This window comes from Pseudomonas sp. AM8, from assembly GCF_036346475.1.
Taxonomy (GTDB): domain Bacteria; phylum Pseudomonadota; class Gammaproteobacteria; order Pseudomonadales; family Pseudomonadaceae; genus Aquipseudomonas; species Aquipseudomonas marginalis.
In genome coordinates this window covers 256317-277321 of record NZ_JAOTNX010000005.1, presented here as the reverse complement: position 1 = coordinate 277321, position 21005 = coordinate 256317, and the positions used below count along the sequence as shown (strand labels likewise).

The following is a 21005-nucleotide window of genomic DNA, read 5'->3' as shown; positions in this document are numbered from 1 at the left end:
CGCGCATGCCTGTGCGCGTTTAAACACTCAAGTTAATCAAGGATCTGATTACTCATGACAACCCCCTCAACCTTCACTGCCTCAACACTGGCCAGTGCCGTTATCGGTGCCCTGCTGTTTTCCAGCGTTCCTGCGCATGCCGCGGACATCTGGCTGGATTCGGCCACCACTGGTTGGGCCACTCAGAACGGCGGCACCAAGGGCGGCTCGCGAGCTGCGGCGAATAATATCTACACGGCAAAAAACGCGGCGGAGCTGAAAACCGCACTGAGCGCGTCGGTGGGCACCAACGGCCGCATCATCAAGATCACCGGCATCATCGATATCAGCGAAGGCAAGGCTTATACGACGACTGCTGATATGAAGGTACGCGGTCGCCTGGATATTCCTGGCAAAACCACCATCGTCGGTACCACCAGCAATGCCGAGATCCGTGAGGGTTTCTTCTATGCCAAGGAAAACGACGTCATCATCCGCAACATCACCATCGAAAACCCTTGGGATCCCGAGCCGAAGTGGGACCCCACGGACGGCAGCGCCGGCAACTGGAACTCGGAATACGATGGCCTGACCATCGAGGGCGCCAATAACGTGTGGGTCGATCACGTGACCTTCACCGATGGCCGCCGTACCGATGACCAGAACGGCAGTGCCAACGGCCGTCCGAAGCAGCATCACGACGGCGCGCTGGATGTAAAAAACGGCGCCAACTACGTGACCATCTCGTACTCGGCGTTCAAGTCGCACGAGAAGAACAACCTGATCGGTTCCAGCGACAGCCGCACCACCGACGACGGCAAGCTCAAGGTCACCATCCACAACAGCCTGTTTGAGAATATCTCTGCCCGTGCGCCGCGCGTGCGTTTCGGCCAGGTGCATCTGTACAACAACTACCATGTGGGCAGCACCAGCCATAAGGTGTACCCGTTCTCGTACGCTCACGGTGTGGGCAAGAACTCGAAGATCTTCTCCGAGCGTAACGCCTTCGAGATCGCCGGTATCAGCGGTTGCGACAAGATCGCCGGCGATTACGGTGGCAGCGTCTACCGCGACACCGGCTCGACCCTCAACGGCAGCGCATTGAGCTGCTCGTGGAGTTCGAGCATCGGCTGGACCCCGCCGTACAGCTACACTCCGCTGGCTGCCGATAAGGTCGCCGCCGACGTCAAGGCCAAGGCCGGCGCCGGTAAGCTCTAAGCAGCGGTGTCACCTTCGTGAAATGAAAAGCCCTCGGTGACGAGGGCTTTTTTGCTACTGCACCAGTTGGTTGATCTCGATGATCGGCAACAGCACCGCCATCACGATCACCAGCACCACCGCGCCCATCACCACGATCATCAGTGGCTCCAGCAGTGCGGTCATGCCCATCGCCCGGCGCTCGATATCGCGGGACAGTGTCTGCGCGGCGCGATCGAGCATCGGCGGCAGCGAGCCGGTCTTTTCGCCGCTGGCGATCAGGTGGATCAGCAGTGGCGGAAATACTTTCTCCGCCGCCAGCGCCGTGGCCAGGCTGACGCCTTCGCGCACCTTGGCAGTGGCGTCGTTGACGCACTGGCTCAGGCAGTCGTTGGACAAGGTCTGGCGTGCCGCTTCCAATGCACGCAACAGCGGCACCCCGGCGCCGCCGAGAATCGCCAGGGTCGAGGCAAACCGTGCGGTATTGAGCCCGAGTACAAAACGCCCGATCAGCGGCAGGCGCAACACGCGGCGATGCCAACCCAGACGCGCCAGCGGGTTGCGCAGGTACACACGCCAGCCCCAGAAACCCGCGATCAAAGCACTGAGGCACAGCCAACCCCAACCGCGAATGAAATCACTGGCATTGAGCATCGCCAATGTCAGCCCGGGCAAGTCCTGGCGCGCCTGGGAAAACGCACTGACCACCTGGGGCACCACGTAGCTGAGCAGGAAGATCACGATGGCGATCGAGACCAGCCCTACCACCCCAGGATAGATAAACGCGGTGAGGATTTTACTGCGCAGGTTATTGCGTTCTTCGATGTAGTCGGCCAACCGCTCCATCACCTGGGCGAGGTCGCCGGACTCCTCCCCCGCCGCAATCAGCGCGCGGTAGATCTCCGGAAAGTCCCGTGGCCGCGCGGCCAAGGCATCCGCCAGGCGCATGCCGCTGCGTACATCGGCACGCACCGCACTCAGGGCCTGGACGATGTGTTTGCGCTCGGCTTGTTCCACCGTGGCACTCAACGCGGCCTCCAGTGGCAGGCTGGCGCTGAGCAGGCTGGCCAGTTGCCGCGTGGCCCAGGCCAGGTCGTTGTCCGACAGCTTGGCGCTGAACAGGCCCGCGCCAGCCCCCGAGGCCGTATTTTGCTCAAGGTGCACCGACAAGGCCGTCAAGCCACGCCGGCTCAAAATCCCGAACGCCTCGCGCTGACTGTCGGCTTCCAGGTGTCCGCTCTCGATCTTGCCCATGGCGTCGGCGGCTTCGAAACGGTAGCGATTCATCAGGCGTCCCGTGTCACGCGGAGCACTTCTTCGGGTGCCGTCACGCCGCTGTTGACCCAGCGTTCGCCATCCTCACGCATGCTGCACATACCGGCGCTGCGAGCTGCGGCCCTGAGCGCCTGCTCACCGGCACCCTGGTGAATCAGCGCGCGAATCGCGTCGTCAATGCAGAACAGTTCATGAATGCCGGTGCGACCGCTGTAGCCGGTGTGGTTACACGCCAAACACCCGAGTGGACGCCAGGTGCCCGGGCTGGCCGGGTCTTCTTCCTTGCATTGCGGGCAGAGACGACGCACGAGGCGTTGCGCCAGAACCCCAAGCATTGAAGACGCCAGCAAAAACGGCTCGACGCCCATGTCCAGCAGGCGATTGACGGCGGATACCGCGTCGTTGGTGTGCAACGTAGCGAGTACCAAATGCCCCGTGAGCGAGGCCTGCACCGCGATTTGCGCGGTCTCCAAATCGCGGATTTCACCGATCATGATGACGTCCGGGTCCTGACGCAGGATCGCTCGCAGCGCCAGTGCGAAGGTCATGTCGATCTTGGCATTGACCTGGATCTGGCTGATGCCCGGCAAGTCGTATTCCACCGGGTCCTCCACGGTGAGGATATTGCTGGTGCTTGCATCCAGCCGTGCCAGCGCCGCGTACAGGCTGGTGGTCTTGCCGCTGCCCGTGGGCCCGGTGACCAGCACGATGCCGTGGGGCTGGCGGATCAGGGTATCGAGCCTGGCCAGTACCGAGGGCGCCATGCCCAGGGTTTCCAGTTGCAGACGGCCGGCTTGCTTGTCGAGCAAGCGCATCACCACCCGCTCACCATGCCCGGTGGGCACGGTCGACACACGAATATCAATCGGCCGCCCGGCCACGCGCAGGGCGATGCGGCCGTCCTGGGGCAAGCGTTTTTCGGCGATGTCGAGCTGGGCCATGATCTTGATCCGCGACACCAGCGCGCCATGCAACGCCTTGCGCGGCGACACCACATCCCGCAGGGTGCCGTCGACGCGGTAACGCACCACGGAGTGGGTTTCATACGGTTCAATGTGAATATCACTGGCCTCGTCCCGCGCTGCCTGTGTGAGCAAGGCGTTGATCATACGAATCACCGGCGCGCCGTCCTGGGTGTCGAGCAGGTCGGTGATTTCGGGCATGTCCTGCATCAGGCGGTCGAGGTCGACCTCGTTTTCCGCCGCGCCCACCACGGCGGCGGCGCTGCCCGTATCGGCATAAGCACTGGCGAGGAGGCCGTCGAGTTCATCGTCGCGTACCTGCTCGAGGTGGGCCTGGCCGAACTGGCGCCGTACTTCGCTGATGGACCAGCCGGGGGTGGAGGGGCAGACGGTCAGCAGCATGCCGTCGTCGCCGGGGCGCAGGAGGATGCGTTGGGATTTGGCCCAGGCGTAGGGCAGCAGGCTCATACCCCTCTCCCACAGGAATACACATTGGGTCCTGCGTACAGCAGGCTCATGGTCGCGCACCTACAGGCACCGCGCGAATCACCGCCCTCGGCCCCTGCTGCTGCCCGCCCGGAATCCCCTTCTCCACCGCCGGCAACTGCGGCGCCTGCACATCCGGCATCGCCCAGCTGTGTTCCGGCTGGGAATGGCCCTGGGCACGGCGCATGTAGTCATAGCGGTTCAGGGTGATCGCGCGCCCGGCCCCACTGTCGCGGATGATATACGGGCGCAGGAACACCATCAGGTTGGTCTTGGTGACCGCCCGGCGTTCATTGCGAAACAGCACACCCAGCCCCGGAATGCTCGACAGCCACGGCACGGCTTCATTGCTCTGGCTGTAACCGTCCTGGAGCAGGCCGCCGAGGACCATGATCTGCCCGTCGTCGAGCAAAATACTGGTGTCGATCGCGCGCTTGTTGGTGACGATCCCGGCCGACGCGGCGCTGCTGGACGCGCGCTCATCGATGCTGCTGACTTCCTGGTAAATATCGAGTTTGACCGTGCCACCCTCGGAGATTTGTGGGCGCACATTCAGCTTCAAGCCGACCTCTTCACGGGTGACCGTCTGGAACGGATTATTGCTGGTACCGCCGCCACCGGTCACGTAGCTGCCACTGACAAACGGGATGGTCTGGCCAACAAAAATACTGGCCGCCTCGTTATCCAGGGTCAGCAGGTTCGGCGTCGACAGTACGTTGCTGCCGCCTTTGCTTTTAAGCGCGCGGGCCAACACCTTGAGGTCCATGACCTTGCCAATGCCGGGCACATCCACGGTACCGTTGATAAAGCCGAGGCTGAGCCCGCCGGGCAGCACGTCAACGCTGGTCTTGCCATTCAGGTTGAACCCCGCGCCGCCCAGGTTAGTCCCGCCAATCACGCCTTTGCCGGCCAGGTCGCCGCTCTGCCACTGCACGCCGAACTCATTGGCATCGTCCTCGCCGACTTCAACGATAAGGCTTTCAATCACCACTTGGGCGCGGCGCTGGTCGAGCATGTCGATGACTTCACGCAGGTTGCGGTACAGCGGCTCCGGGGCAGAAATCAGCAAGGTGTTGGTGGTCGAGTCGGCCTGGAGGGTCACGCCACCGGCGGTGAAGGCGACGTTTTGCTCATTCGTTTGCCCGCCGGGCTGGCTGCTCGAGCTGCTGTTCGTCTGCGCCGACTCATTGGCGCTGGTGGTACTGCCTTGGCCACTGCCCTGCCCGGTCTGGCTGCCGGAGATATTGGCACCCATTGTGCTGAGGGCCGACCGCGCATTGTCACCGCCACCGCTGTCGCTTTCACCGGTCAGCAAACCGCGTAACGACTGCGCCAGTTTCGCGGCCTGGGCGTTGCGCAGGTACACCACGTGCAAATTGCTTGGGTTGGCTTGGGCGTTATCCAGCTTGTAGATCAAGTTACGCGCCAACTCGGTTCGCTCCGGGCTGCCGGCACGAATCACGATCGCGTTGGAGCGCGGGTCGCCCACCACCGTGATTTTCTGCGTCGGATCGCTGCCCGGCTGCTCCAGCAGTTGCGAGACCATCTCGGCGATATCCACGGCGATCCCGTTTTGAACCTGCACCACGTCGGTGTCGATGGCGCTCGGGGTATCGATACCGTCGATAAGCTGCGCCACCCGCGCCAGGTTCTCGGCGTAGTCGGTGACAACGATGGTGTTGTTGCCCGGATAGGCGTTGATCGGATTGTTTGGCGAAACGATCGGGCGCAGTACCGGGATCAGGTTCACCGCGTTTTCGTATTGCAGGCGGAAGGTGCGCGTGAGCATGCCGCTGCCGCCCGGCTTGTCGGCACTGTAGATCGGCCCGCCGAGCAGCTTGGCATCGGCCTCGGGCACCACGTGCGCGATACCGCCAACATCCACCACGCTGAAGCCCTGCATGCGCAGTGCCGCCAGCAGCATGTCGTAGGCCTGATGCGCCGGCACCTGCCCTTCGGAAACCAGCGTGAGGGAACCCTTGACGCGCGGGTCGACCAGGAACTGCTGCCCCGTCGCACGGGACAACGCCCGCACCACGGCTTGAATGTCGGCCTCGACGAAATTCAGCGTGACCGGTTGATCGCCCAAGGGTTTGCTCGGCGCCACGCCGCTGTGACCGGCACCGCTGCCACGTGTGGGGTTGGTAACCTTGTGCAAGGGCCGCGACTGCCGTTCGATTTGCACTTGCGCACGCTGCCGGTCTACCAGGGCATCGCCGCTGCGCTGGGTGGTGGCCAGGGGCAGGCCGAGCTCACTGTCCTGGGGTAAATCCGCCGTGGGTTGCGCGCTGCACGCCCCCAGTGCGAGCAACAGAAACGGCGCAGCCGTGCGTACATAATGGGAACCTGACCACTTCATGATGCTTCCTTAGCGCCGTGCATCCGATCCATACGGACGGTTCCTGTGAGAGTGCCTGCCGTGTTGTCGGCCGAGGCTTCGCTGGCGCGCTGCAAACGAGCCTCCACCACGTCCAGCGAAAATTGCCTGGGGTCACTCAATAACCAGCCGAGCACCGCATCGGCGGGGGCCGCGTCCAGTGTCAGTTGCCAGGACGCATCCTGGGCCTGTAACCGGTAGTACCCCGTCAGTCCGGCGGCGTCGAGGGATTGCCGCAATGAGTGTTCAAGGTCCAGCCCGACAGGCGTGGTGACCTCGCGAAGCAACAGCGCCAGTGCCTGGCTCTGGGCGCGCAGCTTCGGGGTTTCGGCTTGCCAATAGTCAATGCTCTTGAGCGCCGGCTGGATCAGCGACAGCCAGACCAACAGGCTGGCGAGAAACACCGCCGCACCGCTGAGCATGGTTTTTTCCCGCGGAGCCAACGCTTTCCAGCGTCCTCTGAATGCCATCAGCCTCGGATTATTCATCGTCGTTTTCCACGCTGGAATCACCCTCTCCCGACGCGGGTTCGGCCATCGCACTCAGCGTCCAGATGCGCTCGTTGCGGTGGGCGGAAAGTCCCGCCTGGCTCAGCGCAGCCTGTACAGCGCCGTCGGCAGCGGGAGTGGCTTCGGCGGTCATCTGCAGCTGCAACTGGCGCTCGCTGAAGGTCAACCGCTGGACGCTGCCGGCCATGAACGGCAGCGCCATGGCGGCTTGCTGCACCAGGTAAGCAAAGTCGTGATTGAGCTGCGCGGGCCCTCCCCCTTGCCGGTTCGCCAACTGCTGGCGAGCCTGTTGCAGAGGGTTGAGAATCACCGGCAGCTCGGGAAATGCGTGCTTCACGCGCTGGCTCATCTGCTGCTTGAGCTGCTGCCCTTGCGCAACCTCGCGGGCGGCGTAAAGGTTGAGCCCGGCCACCCAGACACCCACGGCCAACGCACAACAGCCCAACGCCCGCCCCCAACCGGCCGCCTGTGCAGTGCGCCGACCGACCCCGGCGTGCAATCCCCAGCCAGGGGCAGCGCCGTTCCAGCGCTGATGGTCCACGGGCCACAGCACACTTTCGCCGGTGGCGGCGAGCGCTTCCAGACGGTCCTCAACCAACGGTTCCACCGCCCCATGGGCGAGGGTGAAACGCAGCAGCAACTGGCCCTCTACCACACACCCATTGACCTGCCCGGCCGCTGGCACGGCTAAGCGGTAAGGCGCTGGATACAGGCCGCCCAGCTTCAATCCGTGCAGGCCAAGCAACTGATCGAGGCGATCCAGTACAGCCTTGGGCAGCCAGCTCAGGTGCACCTGTCCATCGGCATCTCGAGCGCTGTGCGCCACATGCATCTGCTCGCTGGGCCCCAGGATCAAGGCCTGCGCAGCGCAGGTAACGGCCGCATCGATACGGGACGCTGACAGCGGCGGAAGTTCAATGCGCGTAAGTACCGTGTCCATGGGGTGAAGGAAACACTCGACGGCCTGAGACTTGACCTGTTGTCCCAGCTGGCCAAGGGTGCTGATGCCGGTATGACTGACGTGCCCCTTGCGGTCCAGTTGCGCGAACTCAAGCTCGGTGTCCGACGTCAAGGACTCCAGCGGCGGCAAGGCAAGACGCAGGCGTGTCATACGCCCAGCCTCGACCAGATCACCCTGGGCATTGCGTCTTCCGGACGATGCAGCAGCGCAGCCAGGTGAACACGGCGCTGATTGCGGCGGGCCTGCCCCTGGAGCAGGAACCACTCACTGGTGATCCCGACGTTGAGTTCATCCACGTTCAGGTTGGGCAATCGCGCACGGTTAACGAAGTCGCCGCGATTGATAAACCACTGGCCGCGATCGCGCTCGGCGACCAACGCCTTGGCCTGCGCCCAGGACAAACCCGGCACCACCGCGGCCAGCACCTCAGCGCTGGCCGTATTGCCGTTGACCCAGGTGTTGACCGGAAGAATGCTGACGTAGTGCTCCAGCCGTGCCAAGACCCGCTCATTGAGGCCTTCGATACCGCGTAATTGATCAAGACTGCGCAGCATCGGCTGGGTGGCGGGTAATGGCGGGGGCGGCTGCCCCACTGTTGAGGCAACCGGCCTATGTGGGTAGGCCGCAATCACGCGTTGGCTGATGCGCTGCGCCAGGCGGGCCTCGACACCGATCATCTCGCACAACCGCTCAAAGCTGCGCATCTGCCCGAGATCAACAGACTCTTGGGCGATTAAATTGCGCAGGTTGAACTTGCCTTGCAGGTCCTCAAGGCGGCCTTCGAATTCGCCGTCCTGAGCGGTGTTGATCGGCCGGGCCCATGGCTGGTCAAGCCGCGTCAGCACATCCTGCTCGCGGGCGTCCCGAAGCAATCGCCGGCTGACTTCCAGGCCGCCCAGCAGTGATGCACTGCCCTGCACTCGCGCCTGCTCGGCCTCAAGTGAACGGGTAAAAACGCTCTGGCGGGTGAGCATGCCGGCGGCGAACACAGCGACCACCGCCGCGATCAGCATCGCGCTGATAATCGCCATGCCGCGCTGTTTCGCCCCTGTGGGCGAGTGTGATTTCATGGCCGCGCTTAGAGCTGCCAGGATCCGATATCGGCATTCACACCGTCGCCATCAGGCTGTCCGTCGGCACCGAGGGAGAAGATGTCGACTTCGCCGTTCGCGCCGGGATTCAAGTAATGGTAAGGACGGCCCCAGGGGTCGTTGGGCAGGCGCTCCAGATAAGAACGCCAGTTGGTATTTTTTGCATCTGCCGGGCGCTCGACCAATACCTTGAGGCCCTGGTTCATGTTGGGATAGGTGCCGTGGTCGAGGCGATAAAGCTTGAGCGCCTGCATCAGGCCGGCAACGTCCTGCTTGGCCGCAATCGCCCTGGCCTGGTCCGGACGGTCCAGCACTTTAGGCACGACAATCGCCGCCAGAATGCCGAGGATGACCACCACCACCATGATCTCGATCAGCGTGAACCCTTGCTGAACGTGGCGGGCGCGAGGCCCATATTTGATGCGCGCGAAATCCATATCCACCATCCTTGGCTTGATCCTAATTCGGCGCGCAGTGTAACAAAACTAACTATCTGGATAGCAAAAATAATTGGCCGCTGCCCGCGGCTCTCTGAGTGCTACTCTACGGCGTGTTTTTACGCCAAGAGTGACCCATGGAGCTGTCGCGCAAGGAGCAAGGTTTTACATTGATCGAGGTGCTCGTGGCCTTGGCGATCATTGCCGTGGCGATGGCGGCGGCGGTCCGCGTTGCAGGCTTGATGACCCAGAGCAATGGGTTGCTGCGCGACCGCTCGATGGCGCTGCTGTCGGCCCAGGGCAGGCTCGCCGAACTGCGCCTGGAGGGACGCCTGCCCAGGGGGCACAAAGCGTTTGACTGTGATCAGGGCCGCTTGCAGTTGCGTTGCGAGCAGAGCATCGCACCGAGCGCCGATGGACGCCTGATGCGCGTCACCCTGCAGGTGTCGGAGCGCAAGCGCGAGGCGCCACCGTTGGCGCGGGTGGAAACGCTGCTCAACCCGCCGAAGGCAACGCCCCAATGAGCGTTCAGGGTCGGGTCAAGCGCGGTAGCACCACCGAGTCCGGCAGCGTGCTGACCTTAATGCGGGTGTGCTGCGTGCCACGCTCAATCACTACCGCATCGCCCTCGATCGCCGCCAGGCGCACACCCTGGGCCAATGACTCGCCCACCCGAAAACTGCGCGGCGGCCCCTCGTTCAGGCTCAGGATCGCCACCGCCCCGCGCACGCCCGCCATCAGGCCGGAGACCTTGATGTCCACCACCGCCGGCTGGTTGGAAAACCACTGCAACGCCGGGGTATCCGGGCGAGCGGCCAAAACCGGCGGCTCGACTGGCGGCACCTGGGACTCGGCCGATGTCAGCAACACGGAAGACCAGACCAGCCCCCCCGCGAGCGCCGTGGCCAATGCCACTGCCTGCACCACTCGCGGCGCGGTCAAACGAAAAATAGCGACCACGACAAAACCTCCTTGTTGTCCTGCCGGGCAGTCTACAGGAGAGACCCACGACGAAGGAGCGTTGTGTCATGACCAAGGCCAATCAGCAAGGCTTCACCCTGATCGAGTTGATGGTGGTCCTGGTGATCATCGGCATCGCCTCAGCGGCGATCAGCCTGAGCATCAAACCCGACCCGTTGCAATTGCTGCGCAAGGACGCCAACCGCGTGGTCCAGATGCTGCAGATCGCCCAGGCCGAAGCCCGGGCCGACGGCCGCCCCATCACGTGGCGGGCCGACAATAAAGGGTTTCGCTTCAGTCGGCGCAACGCGCCCGGCGAGGGTTGGGATCACTTCATGAGCGACCCGCAACTGCGTCCCCGTGCCTGGGAAACACCCTCGATGAGCGTACGTGTAACCCCCAGGCAACCGGTGGTACTGAATGCCGAATGGTTTGCCTCGCCCTTGCAACTGCAGCTCTCGGATGGCCAGCACCGCCTCACCCTTCACCGCACGGCGACAGGACAAATACGCGTGGCGAACCAACCATGAAAACAGACCAGCACGGTTTTACCCTCATTGAAGTCATGGTGGCGATCATGCTGATGGCCATTGTCAGCCTGATTGCCTGGCGCGGCCTCGACAGCGTGAGCCGTGCCGACAGCCATCTGCAGGCCAGCACCGAGCAAACCGAAGCGTTGTTGCGCACACTCAACCAGCTGGACCGCGACCTGGCCCTGCGCGCCAGCGTTGAACTGAGAACGCCAGCCTTGAACGATGACGAACAGCCCGACGGGCTCGCCGCAATCAGCGTTCGCAGCTCCGACCAGCATGATTTTCAACTGAACGTGATTCGTAACGCAGCCCTTCCCGAAAACGGTCTGCAACGGGTGCGCTGGTGGCTGGAGGGTGACACGCTGTACCGCGCCACATCCGCAGCCAGTGATCGATACCCGTTGCCTGCGCCCAAAAAAGCAGTGGCCGTCTTATCCGGTGTCAGCGACCTGCAAGTGCGCATCTGGGAACCGGGCCAAGGCTGGCGTCAGCTGGCCGGCAACCGTAAAGCCGATCCCATCGGCCTGGAAATCAACATGACCCGCCAGACGCCGCAGGGGGAAGAACGCTATCGGCAAGTGGTGGGGCCGCTGCAATAACCTCATCTTTTCAAAGCCGCTTCGCCTTCGCCAGCTCAGCGATCAGAAAATCCCTGAACGCCGAAACCGCCGCCGGTAGATTGCGCCCAGCCATGCTTTGCAGTTCGATGCGCCGCGCCTGCATGCCTTCATCAAGGATCGGCAAGCATTGCAACTGCTTGTCCGCCACCTGTTGGTGCAAGGTCATTTCGCTGGCCAGGCTGATGCCTCCCTCTTCACGGACGAAACTGTAGAGCGCGGCAACGTAATTGGTGGTCAATACCGGGTCGAACAACAACCCCTGGACGCCGCAACAGATGTCGAAGAGTTGCCGTATCGTAGTGTCGGCCTTGGGTAACGCAATGGGCCAGGGTTGCAACTCGGCGAGGTTGACAGACTCCCGCCCGGCCAAGGGATGGGCATTGGAGACCACGGCAAAAATCGCCCCGCTCAGGACATGTTCGACCTTGATTTCCTTTTGCGGCGTCAGGCTGAACGTCATCGCCAGGTCGGCTTCACCGGAGCGAACCTTCTCGGTCGCTTCAGCGGGCGCACAGACCTCCAACGTAAAATGAATGCCCTGATACTCACGCCTGAACGCGCTGATGCTCCTGGGCATGTATTCCAGGGCAAATCCTTCCGAACAGGCAACATGCACATGGCCCCGTTGCAAGCCGTGCAGCTCGGTAATTTCCAGCACCACCTGCTCGGCCTCAAGCTGCGACTTGCGCGCATACGCCGCCAGTCGCGCCCCCGCCTCGCTGAGCACCATGCCGCGGGCACGACGCTCAAACAGGCTGGCATCCAGGGCCAACTCAAGCTTGGAAATTTGCCGGCTCACCGCTGATGCCGCCACATTCAGCCGCATTGAGGCCTCGCTGATCGATCCGCATCGGGCGACTTCAAGAAAATAGCGCAGTGCCGTGGACTGCACGCCATACAGCTGCATCGGAGCCCCCAAGGATTGCCTTTTCGGCAAAGGAAGTATCGAAATATTGTGCTTGCGGCATTGATAGCCCTTCCCTACATTCGTGTCCAGACCAAAAAAAACAGCGCCCGACCTTTTCCTCCTCCTTCTACGCATTTGCGATTCGCTGCCCTTTGATTCAACCACTCTCGCCAACGGAGACGACGGCATGGGCATCAAAGGTTTCGCCTGCAGTATCGCGCTGATGGGCCTTATCAACAGCTTTCCGGCGCATGCCGGCAAAGCCAACGACACCCTGGTTTACGCTTCCGACAGCGAGCCTGAAAACATCAGCCCCTATCACAACGATTTACGCGAAGGCGTGATTCTCGGCCGGCTGATCTGGGACAACCTGATCTACCGCGATCCCAAAAGCGGCGAATACAAACCCATGCTGGCTACCAGCTGGAAGCAGGTCGACGACACCACCCTCGACTTTGAGCTGCGCAAGGGCGTCAAATTTCACAACGGCGACGCCTTCACCGCCGACGATGTGGTGTTCACCCTCAACTACGTGGTGTCGCCCGAAGCGAAAGTCGTTACCGTGCAAAACGTAGACTGGATCAAGGGCGCCGAAAAAACCGGCGACTACAGCGTCCGCCTGTATTTGAAGAAGCCTTTCCCGCCGGCACTGGAATACCTGTCCAACGCCGTTCCGATGTTTCCCAAGCAGTACTTCGAGAAGGTCGGCCTGGCCGAATTCAGTCGCAAGCCCATTGGCACCGGGCCGTATAAAGCCGTGTCGGTGGTGGCCGGCGAAGGCGTGACCATGGAGATCAACAAGGACTACTTCCCGGACAGCCCACAAGGCAAGCCCCATATCAGCCACCTCAAGTTCCGCGTGATCCCGGATGCAGAAACCCGTCTGGCCGAGTTGATGACCGACGGTGTCGACTGGACCTGGCGTGTGACCTCGGATCAGGCGGTCGACCTCAAGGGTATGCCGAACCTGACCGTGACCAGTGGCGAAACCATGCGCATCGGTTTCCTGATTCTTGATGCACGTGGCACCTCCACTGAAAACTCACCGATGAAGAACCTCAAGGTGCGCCAGGCCATCAACCATGCGATCAACCGCAATGCGCTGGCCACGCAATTGGTGGGGGGCGAAGCCAAGCCCTTGCAGGTTGCCTGTTATCCCGGCCAGTTCGGTTGCGATACCACTGCGGCCACGGTCTACGACTATGACCCCGCCAAGGCCAAGGCGCTGCTCGCCGAAGCCGGTTACCCAAATGGCTTCGAGACAGAAATCTTCGCTTATCGCGACCGTGATTACGTCGAAGCCATCATCGGCAACCTGCGCGCAGTGGGCATCAACGCCAAGCTGCGCTACTTGAAGTACGCCGCCCTGCGCGATCAGCAACGTGGCGGCAAGGTGCCCATGTCGTTTCAGGCCTGGGGCTCGTTCTCGATCCTCGACACCTCGGCGTCGGCCGGTACCTGGTTCAAGGGCAATCCGGACGACAATATCAAGGACCCACAAGTCCAGGGCTGGTTGCAGACCGCCGACAATGCCCTCGACCCGCAAGTGCGCAAGGATAACTACCGCAAGGCCTTGCAGCGCATCAGCGAGCAAGCCTACTGGGCGCCGCTGTTCAACTACTCGATGAATTACGCCTACACCTCGGAACTCGCGTTCACACCGTACCCGGATGAGCTGCCGCGTTTCGTCGAGTCCACGTGGAAGTAATACGTAACCGGGCGCACGGACTCTCGTGCGCCACGGACACGTCCTCACACTTGTCATCCATTGGATATGAGGAAACTTGCCATGCTTGGATTCCTTCTGCGCCGCCTGGGCATCGCCATTTGCGTTGCCATTACCGTGTCGGTGATCAGCTTTTCTCTTTTGCACCTGTCCGGCGACCTCGCCACTGCCATTGGCGGACCGGAAGCCACCAGCGAACAGATCGAACAGATTCGCGTGCAGTACGGCTTGAACAAACCGCTGCCGACCCAGTACTTCAACTGGCTGGGCGATTTGCTGCGGCTGGACCTGGGCAACTCGTTTTTCTTTCAGGAATCGGTCTACAACCTCGTCGCCAGCCGCCTGCCGATTACCCTGGGGCTGGGTGCCATGGCGCTGGGGATCGCCTTGCTGGTGGCCATTCCACTGGGCGTGCTGGCCGCAGTCAAACGCGACACCTGGGTTGACCGGCTGGCCTTGAGCATCGCGGTGCTGGGCCAGGCAATGCCAAGTTTCTGGTTTGCTCTGATGCTGATCGTGGTGTTCGCGGTGACGCTCAAGTGGCTGCCGGTGTCCGGCAACGCGACCCTGTTGCACTTCGTCATGCCGGCCATTGCCCTGGGCTACTACGCGACGCCGGCAATCATGCGCCTGACCCGCGCCGGCATGCTTGATGTGCTCAGTTCCGATTACATCCGCACCGCCCGCGCCAAGGGCCTGCGCCCTGCCCGCGTGCTGTTCAAGCATGCACTGCGCAACGCGCTGATTCCGGTCGTCGCGCTGGCGGCGGTGGAGTTCGGTTTCATGCTCGGCGGCTCGGTGGTGATCGAAACCGTGTTCTCCCTGCAAGGCATCGGGCAACTTGCCTGGGACGCCATCGCCCGTGACGACTTTCCGGTGGTACAGGCCGTGGTCCTGTTGATTGCGGTGATCTACATCATCCTCACGTTGCTGGCCGATGTGCTCAACGCACTGCTCGACCCGCGTATTCGCGTGCGCTAGGAGGCCTACATGAGCACCCCCACTACCCTCGCGATCAATGACTACCTGCCACCACCGAGCAGCCTGAGCCGAGTGCTCGGCAAGAGCTTGCGTCATCGGGGTTTCGCCATCGGCGCGGTGTTGTTGCTGATTATCTTCGCAGGTGCACTGTTCGCGCCGTGGCTGGCACCTTACGACCCTTATGCGCAAGACGTGATGCTGCGCATGAAACCACCGGTATGGATGGCCAACGGCACCTGGGAATACGTGCTCGGCACCGACAAGCTGGGCCGTGACTACCTGTCGAGGCTGCTCTACGGCGCACGTATTTCGCTGTTCATCGGCATTGCAGCGGCGCTGATTTCCGGTTTTATCGGCACGCTCATGGGGCTGTTGGCGGGCTACTACGGCGGCAAGGTCGATGGGTTTATCAGCTACCTGATCACCACCCGGCTGGCGATGCCGGTGGTGATGGTCGCGCTGGCCTCGGCCTCGTTGATGGGCGGCTCACTGAAAGTGGTGATCGTGCTGCTCGGCTGCCTGTTATGGGATCGCTTCGCGGTGGTGGTCAGGGCCTCGGTGCAACAGATTCGCGATGCTGAATATGTGGCGTCGGCCCAGGCGCTCGGCTGCTCGACCCTGCGCATTCTGGTGAGTGAAATCCTGCCCAATCTGGTCGGCGCACTGATCGTCGTCGCGACGCTGGAAATGGCCCACGCGATCCTGCTGGAGTCGGCCCTCTCGTTCCTCGGGGTTGGCGTGCAGCCACCGACGCCGTCCTGGGGCCTGATGATCGCGGAAGGCAAACCCTACATGTTCTTTTCCCCGTGGGTTATCGCCATTCCCGGCGTCGCCCTGATGATTCTGGTGCTGGGCATCAACCTCGTCGGCGATGGCCTGCGCGATCTGATCCTGCCCGACGGCCGTAACTGATAGACCGCCGTAACTGATAGAGGGAACCGAACATGGCACTACTCCATGTAGAAAACCTGCGCGTGGACATCCCCATGGGCAACAGCCCGACGCCGGATGACATGCTGCATGCCGTACGCGGCCTGAGTTTTGAAGTCGAGCGCGGTGAAATGCTGTGCATCGTCGGGGAATCCGGCTGCGGCAAATCCCTGACCTCGCTGGCGTTGATGGACCTGTTGCCACGCAAGGCCAAACGCACCGCGTCCCGGCTGACGCTGGACGGCATCGACATGCTCGGCCAGAGCGAGCGGCGCATGTGCGACCTGCGCGGCAACCGCCTGGCGATGATCTTCCAGGAGCCGATGACCTCGCTGAACCCGGCCTACAGCATTGGCGATCAACTCAGCGAGGTACTGACCCAGCATCGCAAGGTCTCACGCAAGGAGGCCCTGGCGCGCGCCGCGCAGATGCTGGAGAAGGTCGGGATCAGCAATGCCACCGAGCGCTTGCGCCAGTATCCGCATCAACTTTCCGGCGGGCTGCGCCAGCGGGTGATCATCGCCATGGCATTGATGTGCGAACCGGACCTGATCATCGCTGATGAGCCCACCACGGCGCTGGACGTGACCATTCAAGCGCAGATCCTGCGCTTGATCCGCGACATTCAGAAAGAACTCGGCCTGGCGGTGATCTTCATCACCCACGACCTTGGGCTGGTGGCACGGATCGCCGACCGGGTCGCCGTGATGTATGCCGGGGAAATCGTCGAAACCGCCCCTGCCCTGCAACTGTTCGAGAATCCGCAGCATCCGTACACCCGGGGTCTGCTGGCGAGTATTCCAATCCCTGGCCGGACCAAACCGGGTGAGGCGCTGGGTTCGATTCCAGGCCTGGTGCCGAGCCTGGTCGGCGAACAGCAAGGGTGTGCGTTCCGCAATCGTTGCAGTCAGGCGATCCCGGCCTGCGCGCAAAACATCCCCGAAGTCGAACAGGACGGGCACATGGCGCGCTGCCTGTTCGCCGCCCCGGCCCCGGCACCGATTCGCCTTCAGGAGCGTGCAAGGTCATGAAAAAAGATATCGCTTTGGAGCTGTGTGACATCCGCCGTGAGTTTCGGATCAACCAGGGATTTTTCAAACCGCCCGCCACCCTGAAGGCCGTGGATGGTGTTTCCCTGCGCCTGATGCGTGGCGAGACCCTCGGTCTGGTGGGCGAGTCCGGTTGCGGCAAAAGTACCCTGGCCAAGATGCTGCTCGGTCTGTTGCCGCCCACCAGCGGCGACGTGTTGGTCAATGGCAAACACCTGGCGGCGACTGATCGCAAGGCAATGTCCCGGCATATCCAGCCGATTTTCCAGGACCCGTATTCCTCGCTGAATCCACGCAAGACCCTGCGCGAAATCGTTACCCTGCCGCTGATCGTGCATGCCATCGGCAGCACCGCCGAGCGCCGCAGGAAGACCGAAGCGATGCTTGATGTGGTCGGCCTGCCCAAACGGGTGATCGACAGCTACCCGAGCCAGCTGTCCGGCGGGCAACGCCAGCGGGTGGCGATTGCCCGGGCGCTGATCATGCGCCCTGACGTGTTGATCTGCGACGAGCCCACCTCAGCGCTGGATGTGTCGGTGCAGGCGCAGATTCTCAATCTGCTGCAGGACCTCAAGCGTGAATTCGGCCTGACCTATCTGCTGATCAGCCATAACCTGGCGGTCATCGAACACCTCGCCGACCGGGTCGCCGTGATGTACCTGGGGCGCATCGTCGAAGAACGCACGCGCGAATCGTTGTTCGCGGAGCCCGGTCACCCATATACCCGCGCCTTGCTGGATTCGGTGCTCACGCCCGATCCGCGCCTGGGCATTCCCGAGATCGGCCTGCACGGCACCTTCCCCAACCCCATGTCACCGCCGTCCGGCTGCGCTTTCCATCCGCGCTGCCCGAGCTGCTTCGCCCCCTGCAAAACGGCCTACCCGGCCAATGGTCCGCTTATCGGCGGCAACGTGCGTTGCCACCTTCACGACACTTCTGCCCAAACACTGGAGCTTGTCCACTCATGAGTCGTTCACTGGCTATCAGCAACACCACAGCACAATTCGACAATGGCGAGTTTTTCAATCTGCTCCAACGCAGCGTCGCCTTGCACACCGAAAGCCAGGCAGCGGACAGCCAGCCCGAGCTGTATCGCTACCTCAATGAGTTCATCACCCCACATGTCGAGGCGATGGGTTTCAGCGTCAAGATCTATGACAACCCAGTGGCCGAGCGCGGCCCCTTCATGATCGCCACGCGCATTGAACACCCGGACCTGCCGACCGTGCTCAGCTACGGCCACGGTGATGTGGTGCGCGGCTATGAGGCGCAATGGCGCGAAGGCCTGTCGCCGTGGCACGTCATTGCCGAAGGCGATCGCTGGTACGGCCGCGGCACGGCGGATAACAAAGGCCAGCACCTGATCAACCTGACCGCGCTGGAACAAACGCTCAAGGCGCGCGATGGCCAACTGGGTTTCAACGTCAAGCTGCTGCTGGAAATGGGCGAAGAAGAAGGCTCGCCGGGCTTGAACGCATTCTGTGCCGCGCACAGCAAAGAGCTTGCGGCGAATATTTTCATCGCCTCGGACGGCCCGCGCCTGGCGGCATCACGCCCGACGATTTTTCTCGGCTCGCGCGGGGTATTCAACTTCGAGCTGGTGGTCAATTTACGTGAAGGCGCCCACCACTCCGGCAACTGGGGCGGGTTGCTGGCCAATCCCGGCATCATCCTGGCCAATGCCATCGCGAGCATGGTCGATGAACACGGTCGGGTGAAAGTGGCGGGCCTGATGCCCGAGACACTGCCGGAGCCGGTTCGGCAGGCGCTGGCCGATATTGCCGTGGGTGGCGGACCGGGCGATCCGGACATCGACGCCAACTGGGGTAACCCGGCGCTTTCGCTGAGCGAAAAGGTGTTCGGCTGGAACACCCTCGACGTCATCGCCTTCAAGACCGGCAACCCAGACGCCCCGGTGCATGCGATTCCCGGCAAGGCTAACGCCCACTGCCATATCCGCTTCGTGGTCGACAGCGACTACACGACCTTTATCCCGGCGGTACGTACCCACCTGGATGCGCATGGCTTCAGCAATGTCGAGGTCAAGCAAAGCCGCATCGATGTGATGCATGCCACTCGGCTGGACCCGCAGAGCCCTTGGGTCGATTGGGCGCTCGGCTCCCTGGCACAGACCACGGGCAAAAAACCTGCGCTGCTGCCAAACCTCGGTGGTTCGCTGCCCAACGACGTGTTCGCGGACGTGCTGGGCCTGCCGACATTGTGGGTGCCGCACTCGTACCCGGCCTGTTCACAACATGCGCCGAACGAACACTTGCTGGCGCCGGTGGTCAAGGAAAGCCTGCAAATCATGGCCGGGCTGTTCTGGGACCTGGGCAACGATGCGGCACGCCTGACCCGGGAACATCAGTTACGGGAGCAGGCGCAATGAGCGCCACGCCACAACAGGCCCTGGACTGGCTAGCCGACCAGCGCCCAGCCATGGAAGCGCTGCTGCGGCGCATCGTCGACACCGATTCCAACAGCTATGACAAGGCGGGTGTCGACGCCGTGGGCGCGCTGCTCGCGGCTGAACTGGAGGCCGACGGCATCCTGCTCAAGCGCATCCCGGTCGAGGGTTTTGGTGACGTGCTGCTCGCCGAAGTGCCAGGCGATTCTGGAAAACCGGTGCTGTTGCTGGGCCATCGCGACACGGTCTTCCCCAAGGGCACCACCACGACTCGCGGCTACAGCCGCGACGCCAACCTCGCCTATGGCCCCGGCGTCGCCGACATGAAAGGCGGCCTGGTGCTCAATTGCTTCGCGCTCAAAGCACTCAAGCGCGCCGGCCGGTTGCCCTATCCGGTGCAGGTCCTGTACACCGGCGACGAAGAAATCGGCTCCGGCAGCGCCAGGCCCCATATCGAAAACGCCGCCCGTGCCGCCCGCGCCGTGCTCAATACCGAACCCGGCCGGGCCAGCGGCAACGTGGTCAGCGCACGCAAAGGCGGGGCCACGCTGATCATCGAAGTCAGCGGCCGCGCGGCGCATGCCGGGGTCAACCATGCCGACGGGGCCAGCGCCATCGAGGCCCTGGCACACAAGATCGTCAAGCTGCATGCCTTGACCGATTACCCGGCCGGCATCACCACTAACGTTGGGCTGATATCCGGTGGTACGTCGAGCAACACCGTCGCGCCCAGCGCCTGTGCGCGGCTGGACGTGCGCTTCATCGAACTCAAGCACTGGGACCGGATCTTCAGCGCAATCCAGGCCATCGTCGCCGAAGAAGAACTGATCGGCACCCGCGCCGTCCTCAAGGAAGCGACGACCTTTCTACCGATGGAAGCACGCCACAGCGAACGACTGCTGCACCTCTATCAACAAAAAGCACTGGCATTGGGTTTCAGCGTCGAAGGCGAATTCACCGGCGGTTGCGCCGACTCCGGCTTTACCGCCAGCCTGGGCGTTCCAACCCTGTGCGGGCTCGGCCCGGTGGGTGGCAAGGTCCACACCGATCGTGAATACCTGGAGCTGGACACCCTGGTACCTCGCGCCCTGGCCCTGGTGGCGACCATTCTGGCGGTCGGCGACAGCGTTTGAGGCCATGGTTTTCTACGTGTGGTCCCCGACAGGTTCACAGGCAGCTCCCGGCGCTGTCGGGTATCGTTTCAAGGTGACGGGAATAGCTCACTCGGGCGAAGTTTTTGACCTGTTCTACTGCTGCAATCACCGAACATTCGGCCGACACGTCTGGCGCTATGGAGTAGAGGCATCGCTTACCCATGGAAAGGCTATGCAATACACGTTCATCCAGTTCACCGAGCACGACAAAAGAACAGTCACTCCTGGCCACTTGCACATCAACGTGCTTGCCAGGGACGGTGTCCACCGCATCGACATGGAGCAGCGCAACATTGTCAAAACAGCTGAACCCTTGATGAATCAAGTCAATATGAGCGCTATCAAGTCCGCACACGATGACCACGATGCGCGTACAACTTGATGGCTCGCGCATCCACTTCATGGCGTTGGGACGACAATCGACAGCTTGGCTCATAAGCGATGCCTTTATGGTTCCAACAGGC

21 protein-coding genes are annotated in these 21005 nt (G+C 62.4%); 11 read left to right on the top strand and 10 right to left on the bottom strand.

Annotation, left to right across the window (positions count from 1 at the left end):
• Positions 1-54: 54 nt before the first annotated feature.
• Positions 55-1197 (top strand): pectate lyase family protein, encoded by a 1143-nt coding sequence (locus tag V3W40_RS14985; RefSeq protein WP_253488804.1) that lies wholly within the window; start codon positions 55-57, stop codon positions 1195-1197.
• A 54-nt stretch (positions 1198-1251) separates the two neighbouring features.
• Here V3W40_RS14985 and gspF read toward each other — a convergent pair whose 3' ends face one another.
• Genes gspF through gspG form a run of 7 tightly spaced genes read right to left on the bottom strand, consistent with a single transcriptional unit; the run spans position 1252 to position 9274 of the window.
• On the bottom strand, positions 1252-2463 hold the full coding sequence (gspF, locus tag V3W40_RS14980) for a type II secretion system inner membrane protein GspF (RefSeq protein ID WP_330215242.1): 1212 nt from the start codon (positions 2461-2463) through the stop codon (positions 1252-1254).
• Positions 2463-3881, bottom strand: a complete 1419-nt coding sequence (gspE, locus tag V3W40_RS14975) for a type II secretion system ATPase GspE (protein WP_330215241.1) — start codon at positions 3879-3881, stop codon at positions 2463-2465. The genes gspF and gspE overlap by 1 nt, the downstream gene beginning before the upstream one ends.
• A 46-nt stretch (positions 3882-3927) precedes the next feature.
• Positions 3928-6258: a type II secretion system secretin GspD gene (gene gspD, locus V3W40_RS14970; RefSeq protein WP_330215240.1), complete on the bottom strand. Its 2331-nt coding sequence runs from the start codon at positions 6256-6258 to the stop codon at positions 3928-3930.
• Complete coding sequence (gene gspM / locus V3W40_RS14965) at positions 6255-6764, bottom strand: type II secretion system protein GspM (RefSeq protein WP_330215239.1); 510 nt, start codon at positions 6762-6764, stop codon at positions 6255-6257. The genes gspD and gspM overlap by 4 nt, the downstream gene beginning before the upstream one ends.
• The gene (gene gspL, locus V3W40_RS14960) at positions 6757-7896 is read right to left on the bottom strand and encodes a type II secretion system protein GspL (protein ID WP_315871851.1); all 1140 of its coding nucleotides are present in this window, start codon (positions 7894-7896) and stop codon (positions 6757-6759) included. Before gspL ends, gspM begins: the two co-directional genes overlap by 8 nt.
• Positions 7893-8816, bottom strand: coding sequence for a type II secretion system minor pseudopilin GspK (gspK, locus tag V3W40_RS14955; RefSeq protein WP_330215238.1), 924 nt, complete (start codon positions 8814-8816; stop codon positions 7893-7895). Before gspK ends, gspL begins: the two co-directional genes overlap by 4 nt.
• An 8-nt stretch (positions 8817-8824) precedes the next feature.
• Positions 8825-9274, bottom strand: a complete 450-nt coding sequence (gene gspG, locus V3W40_RS14950; RefSeq protein ID WP_065926130.1) for a type II secretion system major pseudopilin GspG — start codon at positions 9272-9274, stop codon at positions 8825-8827.
• A 137-nt stretch (positions 9275-9411) separates the two neighbouring features.
• Here gspG and gspI point away from each other — a divergent pair, with 137 nt between their 5' ends.
• Complete coding sequence (gene gspI, locus V3W40_RS14945; protein ID WP_065926129.1) at positions 9412-9798, top strand: type II secretion system minor pseudopilin GspI; 387 nt, start codon at positions 9412-9414, stop codon at positions 9796-9798.
• 4 nt (positions 9799-9802) lie between these two features.
• Here gspI and V3W40_RS14940 read toward each other — a convergent pair whose 3' ends face one another.
• On the bottom strand, positions 9803-10234 hold the full coding sequence (locus tag V3W40_RS14940; RefSeq protein WP_065926128.1) for a type II secretion system protein N: 432 nt from the start codon (positions 10232-10234) through the stop codon (positions 9803-9805).
• A 68-nt stretch (positions 10235-10302) separates the two neighbouring features.
• On the opposite strand from V3W40_RS14940, the gene gspH reads away from it, so the two are divergent.
• Entirely contained in the window at positions 10303-10764 is a 462-nt protein-coding gene (gene gspH, locus V3W40_RS14935; protein ID WP_065926127.1) for a type II secretion system minor pseudopilin GspH, read from the top strand.
• On the top strand, positions 10761-11366 hold the full coding sequence (gene gspJ, locus V3W40_RS14930; protein WP_330215237.1) for a type II secretion system minor pseudopilin GspJ: 606 nt from the start codon (positions 10761-10763) through the stop codon (positions 11364-11366). Before gspH ends, gspJ begins: the two co-directional genes overlap by 4 nt.
• Before the next feature lie 10 nt (positions 11367-11376).
• Here the strand turns inward: gspJ and V3W40_RS14925 are convergent, their stop codons facing one another.
• A complete protein-coding gene (locus V3W40_RS14925; RefSeq protein ID WP_027603431.1) occupies positions 11377-12294 on the bottom strand; it encodes a LysR substrate-binding domain-containing protein in 918 nt (305 codons plus the stop codon).
• Between the two features lie 187 nt (positions 12295-12481).
• Between V3W40_RS14925 and V3W40_RS14920 the strand changes: the two genes are divergently transcribed.
• The 7 genes from V3W40_RS14920 to V3W40_RS14890 all read left to right on the top strand — a co-directional run bounded on the left by V3W40_RS14920 (position 12482) and on the right by V3W40_RS14890 (position 20520).
• Complete coding sequence (locus V3W40_RS14920) at positions 12482-14002, top strand: ABC transporter substrate-binding protein (protein ID WP_330215236.1); 1521 nt, start codon at positions 12482-12484, stop codon at positions 14000-14002.
• 81 nt (positions 14003-14083) lie between these two features.
• The gene (locus V3W40_RS14915) at positions 14084-15001 is read left to right on the top strand and encodes an ABC transporter permease (protein WP_027603429.1); all 918 of its coding nucleotides are present in this window, start codon (positions 14084-14086) and stop codon (positions 14999-15001) included.
• Positions 15002-15010: 9 nt separating this feature from the next.
• Positions 15011-15913: an ABC transporter permease gene (locus V3W40_RS14910; protein WP_065926124.1), complete on the top strand. Its 903-nt coding sequence runs from the start codon at positions 15011-15013 to the stop codon at positions 15911-15913.
• Between the two features lie 32 nt (positions 15914-15945).
• Positions 15946-16962, top strand: coding sequence for an ABC transporter ATP-binding protein (locus V3W40_RS14905; RefSeq protein ID WP_065926123.1), 1017 nt, complete (start codon positions 15946-15948; stop codon positions 16960-16962).
• Positions 16959-17948 carry an ABC transporter ATP-binding protein gene (locus V3W40_RS14900; protein WP_330215235.1) on the top strand — a complete coding sequence of 330 codons (990 nt, stop codon included), beginning with the start codon at positions 16959-16961 and terminating at the stop codon, positions 17946-17948. The genes V3W40_RS14905 and V3W40_RS14900 overlap by 4 nt, the downstream gene beginning before the upstream one ends.
• Positions 17945-19369 (top strand): M20 family metallopeptidase, encoded by a 1425-nt coding sequence (locus V3W40_RS14895; protein WP_330215234.1) that lies wholly within the window; start codon positions 17945-17947, stop codon positions 19367-19369. Before V3W40_RS14900 ends, V3W40_RS14895 begins: the two co-directional genes overlap by 4 nt.
• Positions 19366-20520: a M20 family metallopeptidase gene (locus V3W40_RS14890; RefSeq protein WP_137212769.1), complete on the top strand. Its 1155-nt coding sequence runs from the start codon at positions 19366-19368 to the stop codon at positions 20518-20520. The genes V3W40_RS14895 and V3W40_RS14890 overlap by 4 nt, the downstream gene beginning before the upstream one ends.
• Positions 20521-20554: 34 nt before the next feature.
• Here the strand turns inward: V3W40_RS14890 and V3W40_RS14885 are convergent, their stop codons facing one another.
• Positions 20555-20977, bottom strand: coding sequence for a hypothetical protein (locus V3W40_RS14885; protein ID WP_330215233.1), 423 nt, complete (start codon positions 20975-20977; stop codon positions 20555-20557).
• Between the last annotated feature and the right edge of the window lie 28 nt (positions 20978-21005).